Annotated in this window: 13 protein-coding genes; 11 read left to right on the top strand and 2 right to left on the bottom strand. The window is 57.2% G+C overall.

What is annotated here, in order from left to right; translation table 11 throughout:
- The first annotated feature begins 130 nt into the window (after positions 1-130).
- The 7 genes from phoB (at position 131) to AC2T6E_RS18360 (ending at position 11,387) form a co-directional block, all read left to right on the top strand.
- Entirely contained in the window at positions 131-820 is a 690-nt protein-coding gene (gene phoB / locus AC2T6E_RS18330) for a phosphate response regulator transcription factor PhoB (protein WP_010428026.1), read from the top strand.
- A 21-nt stretch (positions 821-841) separates the two neighbouring features.
- Positions 842-2,137, top strand: coding sequence for a phosphate regulon sensor histidine kinase PhoR (gene phoR, locus AC2T6E_RS18335; protein ID WP_010428028.1), 1,296 nt, complete (start codon positions 842-844; stop codon positions 2,135-2,137).
- Between the two features lie 409 nt (positions 2,138-2,546).
- Positions 2,547-3,866: a branched-chain amino acid transporter carrier protein BrnQ gene (gene brnQ / locus AC2T6E_RS18340; protein ID WP_010428030.1), complete on the top strand. Its 1,320-nt coding sequence runs from the start codon at positions 2,547-2,549 to the stop codon at positions 3,864-3,866.
- Positions 3,867-3,947: 81 nt separating this feature from the next.
- Positions 3,948-5,321, top strand: a complete 1,374-nt coding sequence (proY, locus tag AC2T6E_RS18345) for a proline-specific permease ProY (RefSeq protein ID WP_089599260.1) — start codon at positions 3,948-3,950, stop codon at positions 5,319-5,321.
- A 162-nt stretch (positions 5,322-5,483) separates the two neighbouring features.
- On the top strand, positions 5,484-7,301 hold the full coding sequence (gene malZ, locus AC2T6E_RS18350; protein ID WP_486692777.1) for a maltodextrin glucosidase: 1,818 nt from the start codon (positions 5,484-5,486) through the stop codon (positions 7,299-7,301).
- An 88-nt stretch (positions 7,302-7,389) separates the two neighbouring features.
- Positions 7,390-10,005: a DUF2339 domain-containing protein gene (locus tag AC2T6E_RS18355; RefSeq protein WP_486692779.1), complete on the top strand. Its 2,616-nt coding sequence runs from the start codon at positions 7,390-7,392 to the stop codon at positions 10,003-10,005.
- The gene (locus AC2T6E_RS18360; RefSeq protein ID WP_486692781.1) at positions 10,002-11,387 is read left to right on the top strand and encodes a DUF3999 family protein; all 1,386 of its coding nucleotides are present in this window, start codon (positions 10,002-10,004) and stop codon (positions 11,385-11,387) included. Before AC2T6E_RS18355 ends, AC2T6E_RS18360 begins: the two co-directional genes overlap by 4 nt.
- Positions 11,388-11,430: 43 nt before the next feature.
- Here AC2T6E_RS18360 and AC2T6E_RS18365 read toward each other — a convergent pair whose 3' ends face one another.
- Positions 11,431-12,033 (bottom strand): peroxiredoxin C, encoded by a 603-nt coding sequence (locus AC2T6E_RS18365; RefSeq protein WP_010428037.1) that lies wholly within the window; start codon positions 12,031-12,033, stop codon positions 11,431-11,433.
- Between the two features lie 127 nt (positions 12,034-12,160).
- Positions 12,161-12,742, bottom strand: a complete 582-nt coding sequence (acpH, locus tag AC2T6E_RS18370; protein ID WP_253178894.1) for an ACP phosphodiesterase — start codon at positions 12,740-12,742, stop codon at positions 12,161-12,163.
- Positions 12,743-12,834: 92 nt separating this feature from the next.
- On the opposite strand from acpH, the gene queA reads away from it, so the two are divergent.
- Genes queA through secD form a run of 4 tightly spaced genes read left to right on the top strand, consistent with a single transcriptional unit; the run spans position 12,835 to position 17,316 of the window.
- On the top strand, positions 12,835-13,905 hold the full coding sequence (gene queA / locus AC2T6E_RS18375; protein ID WP_120159544.1) for a tRNA preQ1(34) S-adenosylmethionine ribosyltransferase-isomerase QueA: 1,071 nt from the start codon (positions 12,835-12,837) through the stop codon (positions 13,903-13,905).
- A gap of 53 nt (positions 13,906-13,958) precedes the next feature.
- The gene (tgt, locus tag AC2T6E_RS18380; protein WP_089599266.1) at positions 13,959-15,086 is read left to right on the top strand and encodes a tRNA guanosine(34) transglycosylase Tgt; all 1,128 of its coding nucleotides are present in this window, start codon (positions 13,959-13,961) and stop codon (positions 15,084-15,086) included.
- A gap of 22 nt (positions 15,087-15,108) precedes the next feature.
- On the top strand, positions 15,109-15,441 hold the full coding sequence (yajC, locus tag AC2T6E_RS18385; protein ID WP_003021544.1) for a preprotein translocase subunit YajC: 333 nt from the start codon (positions 15,109-15,111) through the stop codon (positions 15,439-15,441).
- Between the two features lie 27 nt (positions 15,442-15,468).
- Positions 15,469-17,316 (top strand): protein translocase subunit SecD, encoded by a 1,848-nt coding sequence (gene secD / locus AC2T6E_RS18390; RefSeq protein ID WP_126816837.1) that lies wholly within the window; start codon positions 15,469-15,471, stop codon positions 17,314-17,316.
- Positions 17,317-17,319: the final 3 nt, after the last annotated feature.

The following is a 17,319-nucleotide window of genomic DNA, read 5'->3' on the forward strand; positions in this document are numbered from 1 at the left end:
TAACCGCTGTAATAAAACAACAGTTTGCCATTTATGGTGGTAATGTTTTTCATAAATCTGTCATAAATCTGACGCATAATGACGCCGCATTACAAACTTGTAACTTAAATAAGATAAGACAGGGCAAAGTATGGCGAGACGTATTCTGGTCGTAGAAGATGAAGCTCCAATTCGTGAAATGGTGTGCTTCGTGCTCGAACAAAATGGCTTCCAGCCGGTTGAAGCGGAAGATTATGACAGCGCGGTGAACCAGCTGAATGAACCCTGGCCCGATCTGATTCTGCTTGACTGGATGTTGCCTGGCGGCTCTGGACTGCAGTTTATCAAACATCTTAAACGTGAAGCGATGACCCGCGATATTCCGGTGGTTATGCTGACTGCGCGCGGTGAAGAAGAGGATCGCGTGCGCGGTCTGGAAACCGGCGCGGACGATTACATCACCAAGCCGTTCTCCCCCAAAGAGCTGGTTGCTCGTATCAAAGCCGTTATGCGCCGCATTTCGCCGATGGCGGTAGAAGAGGTGATTGAGATGCAGGGCCTGAGCCTTGACCCCACCTCACACCGCGTGATGACGGGCGAAAATCCCCTCGACATGGGGCCTACCGAATTCAAACTCCTGCACTTCTTTATGACCCACCCGGAACGTGTCTACAGTCGCGAGCAGTTGCTGAATAACGTCTGGGGAACTAACGTGTATGTGGAAGACCGGACGGTTGATGTGCATATTCGCCGCCTGCGTAAAGCGCTGGAGCTGAGCGGTCACGATCGCATGGTGCAGACGGTCCGCGGTACGGGTTATCGTTTTTCGACCCGTTTCTGAACAGTGACAGGAGTGTGACGCGTGCTGGAACGTCTGTCATGGAAAAGGCTCGTCTTTGAACTGATCTTATGCTGTATTCCGGCCTTCATTTTGGGGGCCATCGTTGGGCATCTGCCGTGGTTTTTGCTGGCGGCAGTGACCGGGTTATTAGTTTGGCATTTCTGGAACTTACTGCGCCTCTCCTGGTGGCTGTGGGTAGACAGAAGCATGACCCCTCCGCCGGGAAGCGGCAGCTGGGAACCGCTGCTGTATGGTCTGCACCAGATGCAGATGCGTAATAAAAAACGTCGTCGCGAGCTGGGAAGCTTAATCAAACGCTTTCGCAGCGGCGCAGAGTCGCTGCCGGATGCCGTCATTCTGACCACTGAAGAAGGCACAATTTTCTGGTGTAACGGTCTGGCGCAACAGCTGCTGGGCCTGCGCTGGCCGGACGATAATGGGCAAAATATCCTTAACCTGTTGCGTTATCCGGAGTTCACGCTGTATCTGAAAAAGCGTGATTTTACGGGGCCGCACAATCTGAGGCTCAACAACGGGCGTCATCTGGAAATCCGCGTGATGCCTTACAGCGATCGGCAGTGGCTGATGGTGGCGCGGGATGTCACCCAGATGCACCAGCTGGAAGGGGCGAGACGCAACTTCTTCGCGAACGTGAGCCACGAATTACGCACCCCGTTGACCGTGCTTCAGGGCTACCTGGAGATGATGCAGGAGCAAACGCTCGAAGGTGCGCCGCGTGAAAAAGCGCTGCACACCATGCGCGAGCAAACGCACCGTATGGAAGGCCTGGTCAAGCAACTGCTGACGCTCTCGAAGATTGAAGCCGCACCTTCACTGGCACTGAATGACACCATCGATGTGCCGATGATGCTGCGGGTGGTGGAGCGGGAAGCGCAAACGTTAAGCCATAAAAAACATCACATTAGCTTTGAGGTCGACAGCACCCTGAAGGTGCTCGGCAGTGAAGATGAACTGCGCAGCGCTATCTCCAACCTGGTGTATAACGCGGTGAATCATACCCCGGAAGGGACCCATATCGTGGTGCGCTGGCAGCGTGTTACCGCGGGCGCTGAGTTTAGCGTTGAGGACAACGGGCCGGGAATTGCCCCTGAGCACATACCGCGTCTGACCGAGCGATTCTACCGTGTGGATAAAGCGCGCTCGCGGCAGACCGGGGGAAGCGGCCTGGGGCTGGCGATTGTGAAACACGCGGTGAATCATCATGAAAGCCGTCTTGATATTCAGAGTACGCTGGGTAAAGGAACCCGCTTCAGCTTTGTTATTCCGGAACGATTAATTGCCAAAAAGATCGCCTGACGGCAGGCGTGTCATTTTACCTTTCCACGGGCCAGCATTTGCTGGCCCGTTTGCTTTGCAGTCAAGCGAAACGCGTGTGAATATTATACGGTTGATGCTTTTTTGTTCGCATGATTAGCCATGGGTTTTTCTTATAATTAGTGCATTGTGCTGGTCTGTTTTTTCATGCTGGCATATTGTTCTGGTTTTGCGATCCCTCCTTGCCTTTAAACGTTATAAGCGTTTAAATTGCCCCCCAGATACTGTCAGACCGACTGTATTTGCGTGGTAAATCGAAAAACTATTCTTCTCCACGCCAGGACGGGAGCATTTCCCGCTGAAATTGAGCAAATTTTCCGCTGTATCGTCCCGTCAGGGATAGCGAAAATCTCAACGTTTTCAACACCACATCCACAGGCAGTAAGGTTTTATGACCCATCACTTAAAATCGCGTGACATCATCGCGCTGGGCTTTATGACATTTGCGCTGTTCGTTGGCGCAGGTAACATCATTTTCCCTCCAATGGTTGGCTTACAGGCGGGTGAACACGTCTGGACAGCTGCGTTTGGTTTCCTGATTACTGCCGTGGGTCTACCGGTCCTCACCGTTGTCGCGCTGGCGAAAGTCGGTGGCGGCGTGGACAGCCTCAGCACCCCGATTGGCAAAGTGGCTGGCGTTCTGCTGGCGACCGTCTGCTATCTGGCCGTTGGTCCACTGTTTGCGACCCCGCGTACGGCGACCGTTTCCTTTGAAGTGGGGATTGCTCCGCTGACGGGTGACGGCGCGATGCCGCTGTTTATCTACAGCCTGATCTACTTCGCGATTGTGATTCTGGTTTCCCTCTATCCGGGCAAATTGCTGGATACCGTGGGTAACTTCCTGGCGCCGCTGAAAATTGTGGCCCTGATCGTGCTGGCGGTAGCCGCTATCGTCTGGCCTGCAGGCCCGATTAGCGACGCGATGGACGCCTATAAAAATGCGGCGTTCTCCAACGGCTTTGTGAACGGCTATCTGACGATGGATACGCTGGGCGCGATGGTGTTTGGTATCGTTATCGTCAATGCCGCGCGTTCCCGCGGCGTGACTGAAGCGCGCCTGCTGACTCGCTATACCATCTGGGCTGGCCTGATGGCCGGTGTGGGTCTGACGCTGCTGTATCTGGCACTGTTCCGCCTGGGTTCCGACAGCGCCATGCTGGTCGATCAGAACGCCAACGGTGCAGCTATCCTGCACGCTTACGTTCAGCACACCTTCGGTGGTGCGGGCAGCATGCTGCTGGCGGCGCTTATCTTCCTGGCGTGTCTGGTAACCGCAGTGGGCCTGACCTGCGCCTGTGCAGAGTTCTTCGCACAGTATCTGCCGCTCTCTTACCGCACCCTGGTGTTTATCCTCGGCATCTTCTCTATGGCGGTGTCCAACCTCGGTCTGAGCCACCTGATTCAGGTCTCGATTCCGGTACTGACGGCGATTTATCCGCCGTGCATCGTGCTGGTGGTGCTGAGCTTTACTCGCCCGTGGTGGAACAACTCGTCGCGAATTATTGCGCCAGCCATGTTTATCAGCCTGATTTTTGGTATCCTTGACGGGATTAAAGCATCAGCTTTCGCAGACATTCTGCCTGCATGGACACAGCGTCTGCCGCTGTCTGAGCAAGGCCTGGCCTGGCTGATGCCTACCGTTGTTGCACTGGTTCTGGCGATTATCTGGGACCGTGCTGCAGGGCGTCAGGTCGCATCGAACGCCCATTAATCAACGGCAACAAACTGTTTAACCACGGGGCTTAAGGCCCCGTGGTTTTTTGTTTTTTTCGTGTTGAATGGCAAGATTTAAATGGAAAGCACTAACAAACTTAAACGTGGATTGAGCACGCGCCACATCCGCTTTATGGCGCTGGGTTCTGCTATCGGCACCGGTCTTTTTTATGGCTCGGCAGATGCCATCAAAATGGCCGGTCCCAGCGTTCTGCTGGCGTACATCATCGGCGGCGTGGCGGCCTATATCATCATGCGCGCGCTGGGTGAGATGTCGGTTCACAACCCGTCTGCCAGCTCCTTCTCGCGCTACGCGCAGGAAAACTTAGGCCCGCTGGCCGGGTTTATCACCGGCTGGACCTACTGCTTTGAAATCCTGATTGTGGCGATTGCCGACGTGACCGCGTTTGGCATTTATATGGGCGTCTGGTTCCCGGCGGTGCCGCACTGGATATGGGTGCTGAGCGTGGTGCTGATCATCTGCGCCGTCAACCTGATGAGCGTGAAGGTGTTTGGTGAGTTGGAGTTCTGGTTCTCCTTCTTTAAAGTCGCGACCATTATCATCATGATCCTCGCCGGTTTCGGCATCATCATCTGGGGTATTGGTAACGGCGGCCAGCCGACCGGTATCCACAACCTGTGGAGCAACGGCGGCTTCTTCAGTAACGGCTGGCTCGGCATGGTGATGTCGCTCCAGATGGTCATGTTTGCCTACGGCGGTATCGAGATTATCGGTATTACCGCTGGTGAAGCGAAAGACCCGGAGAAATCCATTCCGCGCGCCATCAACTCGGTGCCGATGCGTATTCTGGTGTTCTATGTGGGTACGCTGTTCGTGATCATGTCCATCTACCCGTGGAACCAGGTAGGCACCAACGGCAGCCCATTTGTACTGACCTTCCAGCACATGGGCATCGCCTTTGCCGCCAGCATTCTCAACTTTGTGGTGCTGACCGCGTCGCTGTCGGCAATCAACAGTGACGTCTTTGGCGTGGGCCGTATGCTTCACGGCATGGCGGAGCAGGGCAGCGCGCCGAAGGTGTTCGCCAAAACCTCACGCCGCGGCACGCCGTGGGTGACCGTCGTGGTCATGACCGTGGCGCTGCTGTTCTCGGTTTACCTGAACTACATCATGCCGGAAAACGTCTTCCTGGTGATTGCATCGCTGGCGACTTTCGCGACGGTGTGGGTGTGGATTATGATCCTGCTGTCGCAGATTGCGTTCCGCCGCCGCCTGTCGCCGGATGAGGCGAAAGCGCTGAAGTTCAAAGTCCCGGGCGGGGTGGCAACCACCGTCGTTGGGCTGATCTTCCTGGTGTTTATCATTGGCCTGATTGGCTACCACCCGGACACCCGTATTTCCCTGTACGTGGGCTTCGCGTGGATCGTCCTGCTGCTGGTGGGCTGGATGTTCAAATGCCGCCGCGACCGTCAGCTGGCGGAAGCACAGTAATATTTTTTCTCCCTCTCCCTGTGGGAGAGGGTTGGGGTGAGGGCATCAGGCCGCACTGATGCCTCCTCCTCCTTTCTCCTCCCCCAATAATCCCGAACACGATGAGCTATCCTTAACCACCCTGTGGCAAGGTGACGTCAATTTCATCAAAGGGGATTCGTGATGTTAAATGCCTGGCACCTTCCGGTTGCCCCATTTGTTAAGCAAAACAAAGACAACCTTGTGATTACGCTCTGGCTGGCGGGGGAAAATCAGCCTGAACGGGTGACACTCCGCGCTGAAATAGATAACGAAGAGACCGGGCTGAAAATGCACAAGCTGCGCAGCCAGCCGCAGCCGGGGATCACGGCGTGGCGGGCGAATATCGACCTGAATAGCGGACAGCCCCGTCGCCGTTACAGCTTCAAACTGCTGTGGAACAACCGTCAGCTGTGGTTTACCCCGCAGGGGTTTAGTCGTTTCCCGCCCGCACGGCTGCAGCAGTTTGCGGTCGATTACCCGGATAACGGCCCGCAGTGGGTTAACGATCAGGTCTTTTACCAGATTTTCCCGGACCGCTTTGCGCGCAGCGAAAAGCGCACCGCACAGCAGGATAAGGTTTATTACCACCACGCGGCGGGTCACGACGTCATTATGAAAGCGTGGGATGACCCGGTGACGGCGCAGGCTGGCGGCTCGACCTTTTACGGCGGCGATCTCGACGGCATCAGCGAAAAACTGCCGTACCTGAAAAAGCTTGGCGTGACGGCGCTCTACCTGAACCCGGTGTTTAAAGCCCCAAGCGTGCATAAATACGATACGCAGGATTATCGCCACGTTGACGAACAGTTTGGCGGTGACGAGGCGCTGCTGCGCCTGCGTAAGAACACCCAAAATGAAGGCATGCGCCTGATCCTGGACGGCGTGTTCAACCACAGCGGAGATTCGCACGCCTGGTTTGACCGTCATAATCAGTCGATGGGCGGGGCATGTCATAACCCGGACTCGCCGCAGCGCGACTGGTACAGCTTTAACGAGGAGGGCCGCGCCCTGGACTGGCTGGGTTACGCCAGCCTGCCGAAGCTGGATTTCCAGTCGCCAACGCTCGTGAATGAAATCTACGGCGGCGAAGACAGCATCGTCCGCCACTGGTTGAAAGCGCCGTGGAACATGGATGGCTGGCGTCTGGACGTGGTGCATATGCTCGGTGAAGCGGGCGGGGCGCGGAACAACCTTCAGCACGTCGCCGGGATCACGCGCTCGGCAAAAGCGGCCCAGCCTGAAGCGTTTGTCTTCGGCGAGCACTTTGGCGACGCGCGCCAGTGGCTGCAGAACGATGCGGAAGATGCAGCAATGAACTATCGCGGCTTTACCTTCCCGCTGTGGGGATTCCTCGCTAATACCGATATCTCCTACGATCCGAACCATATTGACGCTGAAACCTGCATGGCGTGGATGGAGAACTATCGCGCCGGTCTGTCTCATCAGCAGCAGCTGCGGATGTTTAACCAGCTCGATAGTCACGACACCGCGCGCTTTAAATCCCTGCTCGGCAAGGATGTGGCGCGTCTGCCGCTGGCGGTGACCTGGCTCTTCACCTGGCCTGGGGTGCCGTGTATTTATTACGGCGACGAAGTGGGGCTGGACGGCAACAACGATCCGTTCTGCCGCAAAACCTTCCCGTGGGAGCCGGCGAAACAGGACAAGGTGCTGTTCAGCCTGTATCAGCGGCTGGCGAAGCTGCGTAAACAGAATCAGGCTCTGCGCTACGGCGGCTGTCAGGTGGTCTATGCGCACGATAACGTGGTGGTGTTTGCCCGCGTCTATAACCAGCAACGCGTGCTGATCGCCATCAACCGGGGAGAGGCCTGCGAAGTGGTGCTGGATGATTCACCGCTGCTGAAGGTAGCGACGTGGAAAATTAAAGAGGGCAAGGCGACGATACAGGACGGCGTGCTGGCGCTGCCTGCGGTATCCGCGACGATCTGGTTCGGCAGCTAAGACCTGTTATTGTTTCCACCTTTTAAGATGGCGCAAATGCAACTATTTGTGTCAATCTTAACGGATCGTTTACGGTGAAGGTGGAAACATGGACGAGCTTTACATCCTTGGCTGTTTGTTCCTGGTTTTTGCGCTGGGCGTTGCGCCGGTGCTTGCGGTTATCGGCTTTAACCGAAGCTCGGCGGCGAAACAGGAGATCGCCCGGCTGCGCCAGCGCATTGAGGCGTTAGAGCAGCGCGGCGTGCCTGAAAGCGCGCCGGAGCCGGTGCAAGCCACCGCACAGGTGGCTGTGACCGGGCCGGTGGTTGAGGACGCTCCCACGCCTGTCGACCCCTGGCGCCCCGATAATCCCGCTGCCGTGGCAAAACCCGCTCCGGCCCCGGTGCCTGCGGCAAAACAGCCTTCTGCCTTTGGCGGCATACTGACGTCGCTGGTGCGCTGGTTCATGCAGGGTAATCCGCTGGCGAAGCTTGGGATCCTGCTGCTCTTCCTCGGTCTTTCATTCCTGCTGCGCTATACCGTTGAACATTCCCTGTTCCCGCTTGAGGTGCGCCTCGTGGCAACGGCGCTGTTTGCCATCGTTCTGCTGGCGGTTGGGTGGCGGCTGCGGCACAGGCAGCGTGTCTATGCGCTGATCCTTCAGGGCGGGGCGACCGGCGTGCTCTACCTGACGGTGTTTGGCGCATTCCGGCTCTGGCAAATGCTGCCGATGACGCTGGCCTTTGCGCTTCTGGTGGTGATATGCGCGGCGAGCGTCGGGCTGGCGGTGCTGCAGAAGGCGCTGAGCCTCGCCATGCTGGCGAGCCTCGGCGGGTATCTTGCGCCGCTGCTGTTGTCCACCGGGGGCGGTAGCTTTGTGGCACTGTTCTCTTTCTATCTTCTGCTTTCCATCGGCATTCTCGCGATCAGCATCTGGCAGCACTGGCGCGAGCTGAATCTGCTCGGGCTGCTGTTTACGTTCGGCGTGGGCGGCCTGTGGGGGCTGAATGACTACCAGCCTGAAAACTACTGGGTATGCCAGCTGTTCCTGATTGCCAATACGCTGATATTCGGCGTCCTGAGCGTGGCGCTGTCGCTGCGGGCGCAGGAGAAAGGGAAGCAAATTATTGACGGCGTGCTGCTGTTTGCTCCGCCGCTGATCGGTTTCGGGATGCAGTACGGCATGACCCGGCACTGGGAATATGGCCCGGCCCTGAGCGCGCTGGGGTACGGCGCATTTTATCTTACCCTCGCGTTCCTTGCCCTGCGGCGCTATCCCTCCATCGGACGACCGCTGGTCATGGCCGCGCTGGCCATCGGTGGCGGGTTCGCGACGCTCGCCATTCCGCTGGCGCTGTCGGCGCGCTGGACGGCGATGGCCTGGGCGCTGGAGGGGCTGGGTATCCTCTGGCTGGGCGTGCAGCAGCACCAGCGTCGCATGAGCTATAGCGGCACGGCGCTGCTGGTGCTGGCGCTCGGCAGCGCGCTGTGGGCGCAAGCGAACGGCGTGACGTCGCTGAGCCTGCTGCTGATCTTCTCCATCCTCAGTCTTTGCTGGCTGGCTGCGGCCTGGCTGTGGCGGACTCTCTTCCTGCCGGTCAGCTGGGCGCTGCTGGCCGGTGGGCTGCTGTTCTGGCTGGTGGCGCTCTTGGGCGCATCGGGGCTGGTGATGACGCAGGAATTACCGATTCTGGCGGGCGTGCTGGCGCTGACGGCGGCGTCGGTCTGGGGCTGGCGGCAGGTGGCTGCGCGTTTAGCGTGGCGGGAGCTGGATGCCAGCAAATGGCTGCTGTGGGCGGTTATGCTGCTGATGGTGGGGTATCAGCTTTGGCACCAGCAGATCGTTGCCGCCGGCTGGTCAAATCTGGCCTGGTGCGTTGCGCTTCCTGCTGCGCTGATGCTGCTGTGGCGCGACGGTGAAAGACTCCTGCCGCGCATCGCGATGGGGCTACATTTGTCGCTGTTCTGGATGATTTTGCTGGCGCTGGCCGCTGAGCTTTTCTGGTTTGCCCGGTCGTTGCCGTGGGGCATGGCGGCCTGGGGCAGCGGCTTAGCGATGGCAGCAGGCGGCGGGGTGATTATGGCGCTCTCTGCAGCCGTACGGCGTCGCGGGTGGCCGTTCCGGGAGTGGCCTGCGCTCTACGCCTGCCTGGCACCGCTCCCCGTGGTCGTGGCGCTGCTGGTATTGCTGGTGGTGACCAATTTCCAGGACGGCGTGGTCTATCGCCAGACCTGGCTGCCGCTGGTAAACCCGCTTGAGGAAGGCGCGGCGTTCGCGTTGCTGGGGCTGGTGGTCTTTTATCGCGCTGTGGATCGCTATTACCCGGCGTGGCTCTCGCAGGCCCGCCCGTGGCCTGCCGTCGCGATGATGGCGTTTGCCTTCTGGTGGCTGAACGGTGCGCTGATGCGCGCGCTGGCCTGGTACGGCGATGTGGCCTGGAATATGGCATCGCTGTGGGATTCGCGGCTTATCCAGACCAGTTTTGCCCTGTTCTGGATGCTGAGCGCGCTGGTGGTCATGATCCATGCCACCCGTCGGGCTTCCCGCCAGGAGTGGCTTAGCGGTGCCGCGCTGCTGGGTGTGGTAATGGTTAAACTGATGCTGGTGGACAGCGCGGGCGGAGGCGGTTTGTCGCGCGCGGTGGCGTTTATCGGCGTGGCGATACTGGTTCTGATCGTGGGGTATTTCTCACCGCTACCGCCCAAAACAGGAGATGAAAAATGAAATGGATGAAAGCGGTAGCCTGTACCGCGCTGCTGGCGCTTTCCGGCCCGGCGTTCTGCGACGAGGGACAAACGGAAGCGCCCCGGGACTATGCCTTTGGTCTTTCACTCGATACGTCTGTTCCTTCCCGGTGGTATCGGGTAATGCTGCCGCTGGCCGTCTATGAGCAAAGCACGTCGCCGGATCTGCACGATGTCCGCGTCTTTAACCAGTCGGGCGAGCCGGTTCCCTTCAGCCTGGTCAGCGCGACGCGTCCACAGGCCCCAGTGCAATCCACGGCGCTGCGCCTCTTTCCGCTGGACGCCTCGCCGCTTGCGGCTGCCTCAGACGCCGGTGATAGCGATAAGATCCTGCTCCGTTCCCGAAACGGCGTTGAAATTGTGCTGGAGGGGCAAAAAGCCGCCGCAGCCGGGCAACATTATCTGCTGACCCTGCCTGAGCAGGCGACGGAAGAGATGGCCATATCCCAGCTGCAGCTGCTCTGGAATACCCTTCAGACGCCGTGGCAGGGAACGGCGTCGGTCTATTACAGCGAGGATCTTAAGCGCTGGTATACCCTGCGCGAGGATATGCCATTGCTGGACGTCGTCAGCGGCCAGGATCGTCTTAAGCTCGATCGGATCGATACCGATGCGGTTTTATCTCCCGATGCGAATCGCTATCTCATGGTGGTGCTGAATACAAAAAGCCAGGGGATAACCTTGACCGGCGTAAACGCAATTAGCGCACCTGCGCAGGCGGCCCCGGAAGTGGTCAATCTTGAGGGAGAAGGGAAGATGTTATCGACAAGTGAAGCGCAGTGGCACTGGGCGCGCCCGCAGCCGCTGAGTGCTGTCAGCATCTCACTGAATGGCGATGGCGTCCTTCCCGTGGAGATAGCGTGGCGGAGTTCGGAAAAAGACGCGTGGCACCCCCTGAAGAAAGAGGTTCTGTACCGTCTGGAGGGGAAAACGTCGCCACCGGTTTCGCTTCACGGGGGGCTTGTGCAGGCAGTGAAAATCACGACGCTGAACGCGCGTCTGCCAGAATACCTGCCGAGCGTGACGGGACATCGCGACCGCTACGATCTGGTGTTCAACGCGCAGGGGAAAGCGCCGTACGTGCTCGCCTGGGGCAACGGTGCCGCAAAGCCTGCCAGCGTGGAGCCCGGCATGCTGATCCCGGCCGACCTGCGCAAGACCTATGATATGGCGAACCTGCCGCAGGCCGACATTCGTGATGATGTCGCGTTAGGCGGCGAGGGGCGCCTGACCGCTACCTCTGCGGCCGAGCGGGAGAGCAGGATGAACACGCTGCTGGTATGGGGCGTGCTGATTGCAGGGGTGATTCTGCTGGCGGGCATGGCCTGGCGCATCTGGCGAGAGACGCAGCGTAAGGCATAAAAAAAGGCCCGCATAAGCGGGCCTTTTTCGTAAACCGTGCCGATTACAGGCTGGATACGTTCTCAGACAGGTATTTAGCCACGCCGTCTGGAGACGCGTTCATACCTTCTTTTCCTTTTTCCCACTGAGCCGGGCACACTTCGCCGTGCTCTTCGTGGAACTGCAGCGCGTCAACCATGCGCAGCATTTCGTCGATGTTACGACCCAGCGGCAGATCGTTCACAACCTGGTGACGAACGATGCCGTTTGCGTCGATCAGGAAAGAACCACGCAGGGCAACGCCAGCGTCCGGATGTTCGATACCGTAAGCCTGCTGGATTTCGCGTTTGATGTCCGCAACCATTGCGTATTTCACCGCACCGATGCCGCCATTTTCGACAGGGGTGTTACGCCATGCGTTGTGTACAAACTCAGAGTCGAAGGAGACGCCAACCACTTCCACGCCACGCTTCTGGAATTCTTCATAACGTTTGTCGAACGCGATCAGCTCAGACGGGCAAACGAAAGTGAAGTCCATTGGCCAGAAGAACAGAACGGTCGCTTTACCGTTGGTGTGCTGTTTGAAGTTGAAGTTTTCAACGATTTCACCGTTGCCCAGAACTGCTGCAGCTGTAAAATCCGGAGCCGGACGAGTTACCAGAACCATATGATTCTCCTGTAGATACTAAGGTTATTTGGAACGCAACGCGGGCCAGTATAGAGAGTGTTCGGGAATAAGACAAAGAGGTGGTGACAATCGTTCCGCCAGCTTTTACCTATCAATCATACCGGCATCACAGTTCTTTATTTTTCGCCTGCGTCATCATGCGCGGGTAAAACTGCCAGAAACGCGTTTCCAGCGCATCGTAATGTTCATCCAGGTCATACCAGGAGTCGCGTAGCGCATCCAGACGCGGGCGGCGGCTCGCCATCCCATTCAGCACGTTCTGGATGAAATCCATCTCGCCGTAGCGCTCCAGCCAGCGTTCCGACCACAGGTAGTTATTCAGATTCACAAATCGCGGCGGTGAGTCCGGTAAAATAATCGACACCTGCTGATGGGCATAGCGCACAAATTCGGGCAGCGGCATCTCCGGCGACAGCTGTTCCCAGTGGCGCGACAGGAAGTGATCCCACATCACATCAAGCGTGATCGGCGCAACGCGGCGCGTCTCAGGGCGAAACCACGCTTTGGCTTCCGTCACTTCCGGCAGGTTATCGGTCAGCACGTCGATGCGGCGGTGCATAAAAATTCCGTCGACAACCTCAGGGGAATATGCTTCTGCGGGGTTGCCGCGTACAAAATCGGCCAGCAAATTGCCGGAAAGGGAGCTGTCAGCGAGGTGTGCGAGATGCAGGTGAGCGAGAAAATTCATGCGTTTTATTTGTCCGGGGGCGGCTAGTTGTTGCAGCAAAAGGGTGTGAGCACTAGACTATGCCGCCTGTTTTTAAGTCACGAGTATACGTCATGCGCGTCGCCGATTTCTCCTTTGAACTACCTGAATCCCTGATTGCTCACTATCCCATGCCTGAGCGAAGCAGCTGTCGCTTACTGTCACTGGATGGGCCGACGGGCGAGCTGACGCACGGTACTTTCACCGATTTGCTCGACAAGCTCAACCCTGGCGATCTGCTGGTCTTTAACAACACCCGCGTGATCCCGGCGCGCCTGTTTGGCCGTAAAGCCAGCGGCGGCAAGATTGAAGTGCTGGTCGAACGTATGCTCGATGATAAACGTATTCTGGCACATATTCGCGCATCCAAAGCGCCGAAGCCGGGCGCTGAGCTGCTGCTGGGCGATGACGAGAGCATCAAAGCGACCATGACCGCGCGTCACGACGCGCTGTTTGAGGTGGCGTTTGACGACGAGCGCACGGTGCTCGATATCCTGAACGCCATCGGCCATATGCCGCTGCCGCCGTACATTGAGCGTCCGGACGAAGAGGCCGACCGCGAGCTGTATCAGACCGTCTACAGCCAGAAGCCGGGTGCCGTAGCCGCACCAACCGCGGGTCTGCACTTTGATGAGCCGCTGCTGGAAAAACTGCGCGCGAAGGGCATTGAGATGGCGTTTGTGACGCTGCACGTCGGTGCGGGCACTTTCCAGCCGGTGCGCGTGGACAGCATTGAAGACCACATCATGCACTCTGAATACGCCGAAGTACCGCAAGAGGTTGTGGATGCGGTGCTGGCGGCGAAAGGCCGCGGTAGCCGCGTGATTGCTGTGGGCACAACTTCCGTGCGTTCGCTTGAGAGCGCCGCGCAGGCCGCGAAAAGCGATCTTATCGAGCCGTTCTTTGGCGATACGCAGATCTTTATCTACCCGGGCTATCAGTACAAAGTCATTGATGCGCTGGTGACCAACTTCCATCTGCCTGAATCGACGCTGATTATGCTGGTTTCCGCGTTTGCCGGTTATCAGCATACGATGAACGCCTACAAGTCTGCGGTAGAACAAAAATATCGCTTTTTTAGCTACGGGGACGCGATGTTTATCACGTACAATCCGCAGGCTTTGAATGAGCGTGTCGGGGAATAAGTCCGCGGCACCGTTTTACAACGTTGGACTGTTTTTCTGACGTCGGAGAAAAAATGAAATTTGAACTCGATACCACCGATGGCCGCGCGCGTCGCGGTCGCCTGGTGTTTGATCGCGGCGTGGTTGAAACCCCCGCGTTTATGCCTGTGGGCACGTACGGCACCGTAAAAGGGATGACGCCGGAAGAAGTTGAAGCCACTGGCGCACAGATTATCCTCGGTAACACCTTCCACCTGTGGCTGCGTCCGGGTCAGGAGATCATGAAGCTCCACGGCGACCTGCATGACTTCATGCAGTGGAAAGGTCCCATCCTGACCGACTCCGGCGGCTTCCAGGTATTCAGCCTGGGCGATATCCGCAAGATCACCGAAAAGGGCGTTCATTTCCGTAACCCAATCAACGGCGATCCGATTTTCCTCGATCCCGAAAAATCGATGGAGATTCAGTACGATCTCGGCTCCGACATCGTAATGATCTTCGACGAATGTACGCCGTACCCGGCGGACTGGGACTACGCCAAGCGCTCCATGGAAATGTCCTTGCGCTGGGCGCAGCGCAGCCGCGACCGTTTTGACTCCTTACAGAACAAAAATGCGCTGTTCGGCATCATCCAGGGCAGCGTTTACGAAGATTTACGCGATATCTCCGTTAAAGGTCTGGTAGAGATAGGTTTTGATGGCTACGCTGTCGGCGGTTTGGCTGTGGGTGAGCCGAAGGAAGACATGCACCGCATTCTGGAGCATGTCTGCCCGCAAATCCCGGCGGATAAACCACGATACCTGATGGGGGTGGGTAAACCAGAAGACCTGGTTGAAGGCGTTCGTCGCGGCATTGATATGTTCGACTGCGTCATGCCAACCCGCAACGCGCGTAACGGTCATCTGTTCGTAACCGATGGCGTGGTGAAAATCCGTAACGCGAAGCATAAGAGTGACACCAGCCCGCTCGATTCCGAGTGCGATTGCTATACCTGTCGCAATTATTCTCGCGCGTATCTGCATCATCTCGATCGTTGTAACGAGATTTTGGGCGCGCGTCTCAATACCATTCATAATCTTCGTTATTATCAGCGCTTAATGGCTGGTTTACGTAAGGCTATCGAAGAGGGTAAATTAGAGAGCTTCGTGACCGATTTCTACCAACGTCAGGGCCGGGATGTCCCACCTTTGAACGTTGATTAATTTTAATAATGAGGGAATTTGAATGAGCTTTTTTATTTCTGATGCGGTAGCAGCAACAGGTGCTCCAGCGCAGGGCAGCCCGATGTCTCTGATTCTGATGCTGGTTGTGTTTGGTCTGATCTTCTACTTCATGATCCTGCGTCCACAGCAGAAGCGCACCAAAGAGCACAAAAACCTGATGAACTCCATTGCGAAAGGCGATGAAGTACTGACCAACGGTGGCCTGGTCGGTCGCGTGACCAAAGTAGCGGAAAGCGGCTACATTGCAATCGCGCTGAACGACACCACTGAAGTGGTTATCAAACGTGACTTCGTAGCTGCCGTTCTGCCGAAAGGCACCATGAAGGCGCTGTAATCCCAACTTTTCCCAAAGGGAACTGCCGTGTTAAACCGTTATCCTTTGTGGAAGTACATCATGCTGGTCGTCGTGATTATCGTCGGCCTGCTGTACGCGCTTCCCAACCTGTATGGTGAGGATCCGGCCGTTCAAATCACTGGCGCGCGCGGCGTCGCCGCCAGTGAGCAAACGCTGATCCAGGTCCAGAAAACGTTACAAGAAGAAAAAATTACCGCTAAGTCTGTGGCACTGGAAGAGGGCGCAATTCTTGCTCGCTTCGACACCACCGACACGCAGCTCCGCGCCCGTGAAGCGCTGATGGGCGTGCTGGGTGATAAGTATGTCGTGGCGCTTAACCTTGCTCCTGCAACCCCGCGTTGGCTGGCTGCGCTGAACGCAGAGCCAATGAAACTCGGTCTTGACCTGCGTGGCGGCGTTCACTTCCTGATGGAAGTGGATATGGATACCGCGCTTGGCAAGCTGCAGGAACAGAACATCGACAGCCTGCGCAGCGATCTGCGTGAGAAAGGCATTGCGTACACTACCGTGCGTAAAGAAGATAACTACGGCATGAGCATCACGTTCCGCGACAGCGCGGCACGCGACCAGGCTGTAACTTACCTGTCTCAACGTCACCGCGATCTGGTCATCACCTCTCAGGGCAGCAACCAGCTGCGTGCGGTGATGACGGATGCACGTCTGAGCGAAGCGCGTGAATATGCCGTTCAGCAGAACATCAACATTCTGCGTAACCGTGTAAACCAACTGGGCGTGGCTGAGCCGCTGGTACAGCGTCAGGGTGCTGACCGTATCGTGGTGGAACTGCCGGGTATCCAGGATACCGCGCGTGCGAAAGAGATTCTGGGTGCGACTGCAACCCTGGAATTCCGCCTGGTTAACTCCAACGTCGATCAGTCTGCTGCCGCCTCTGGCCGTATCCCGGGCGACTCCGAAGTGAAAGAGACCCGCGAAGGTCAGCCGGTTGTGCTGTACAAACGCGTGATCCTGACCGGTGACCATATCACCGACTCCACTTCAAGCCAGGATGAATACAACCAGCCGCAGGTTAACATCTCGCTGGATAGCGCGGGTGGTAACATCATGTCTAACTTCACCAAGGACAACATCGGTAAACCGATGGCGACCCTGTTCGTGGAGTACAAAGACAGCGGTAAGAAAGACGCCAACGGTCGTGCCGTGCTGGTGAAAGAGGAAGAGGTGATTAACATCGCCAACATCCAGTCTCGCCTGGGTAACAGCTTCCGTATCACCGGTATCAACAACCCGAACGAAGCGCGCCAGCTGTCACTGCTGCTGCGTGCCGGTGCGCTGATTGCGCCAATTCAGATTGTTGAAGAACGTACCATTGGTCCAACCCTGGGTATGCAGAACATCAAACAGGGTCTGGAAGCGTGTCTGGCCGGTCTGGTGGTCTCTATTCTCTTCATGATCTTCTTCTATAAGAAGTTTGGTCTGATCGCGACCTCCGCGCTGCTGGCAAACCTTGTGATGATCATCGGCATTATGTCCCTGCTGCCGGGGGCGACGCTGACCATGCCGGGTATTGCGGGTATCGTTCTTACCCTTGCGGTGGCGGTCGACGCCAACGTACTGATAAACGAACGTATCAAAGAAGAGTTGAGTAACGGTCGCTCTGTGCAACAGGCGATTGAAGAAGGCTATAAAGGGGCGTTCAGCTCCATCTTCGATGCGAACGTAACAACACTGATTAAGGTTCTTATCCTGTATGCAGTGGGTACTGGCGCGATCAAAGGCTTTGCAATTACAACCGGTATCGGTGTTGCAACGTCAATGTTTACCGCTATTGTCGGCACCCGTGCCATCGTGAACCTGCTGTACGGCGGCAAGCGCGTCAAAAAGCTGTCTATCTGAGGA

The sequence above is a fragment of the Enterobacter sp. B79-1 genome (genome assembly GCF_057444735.1).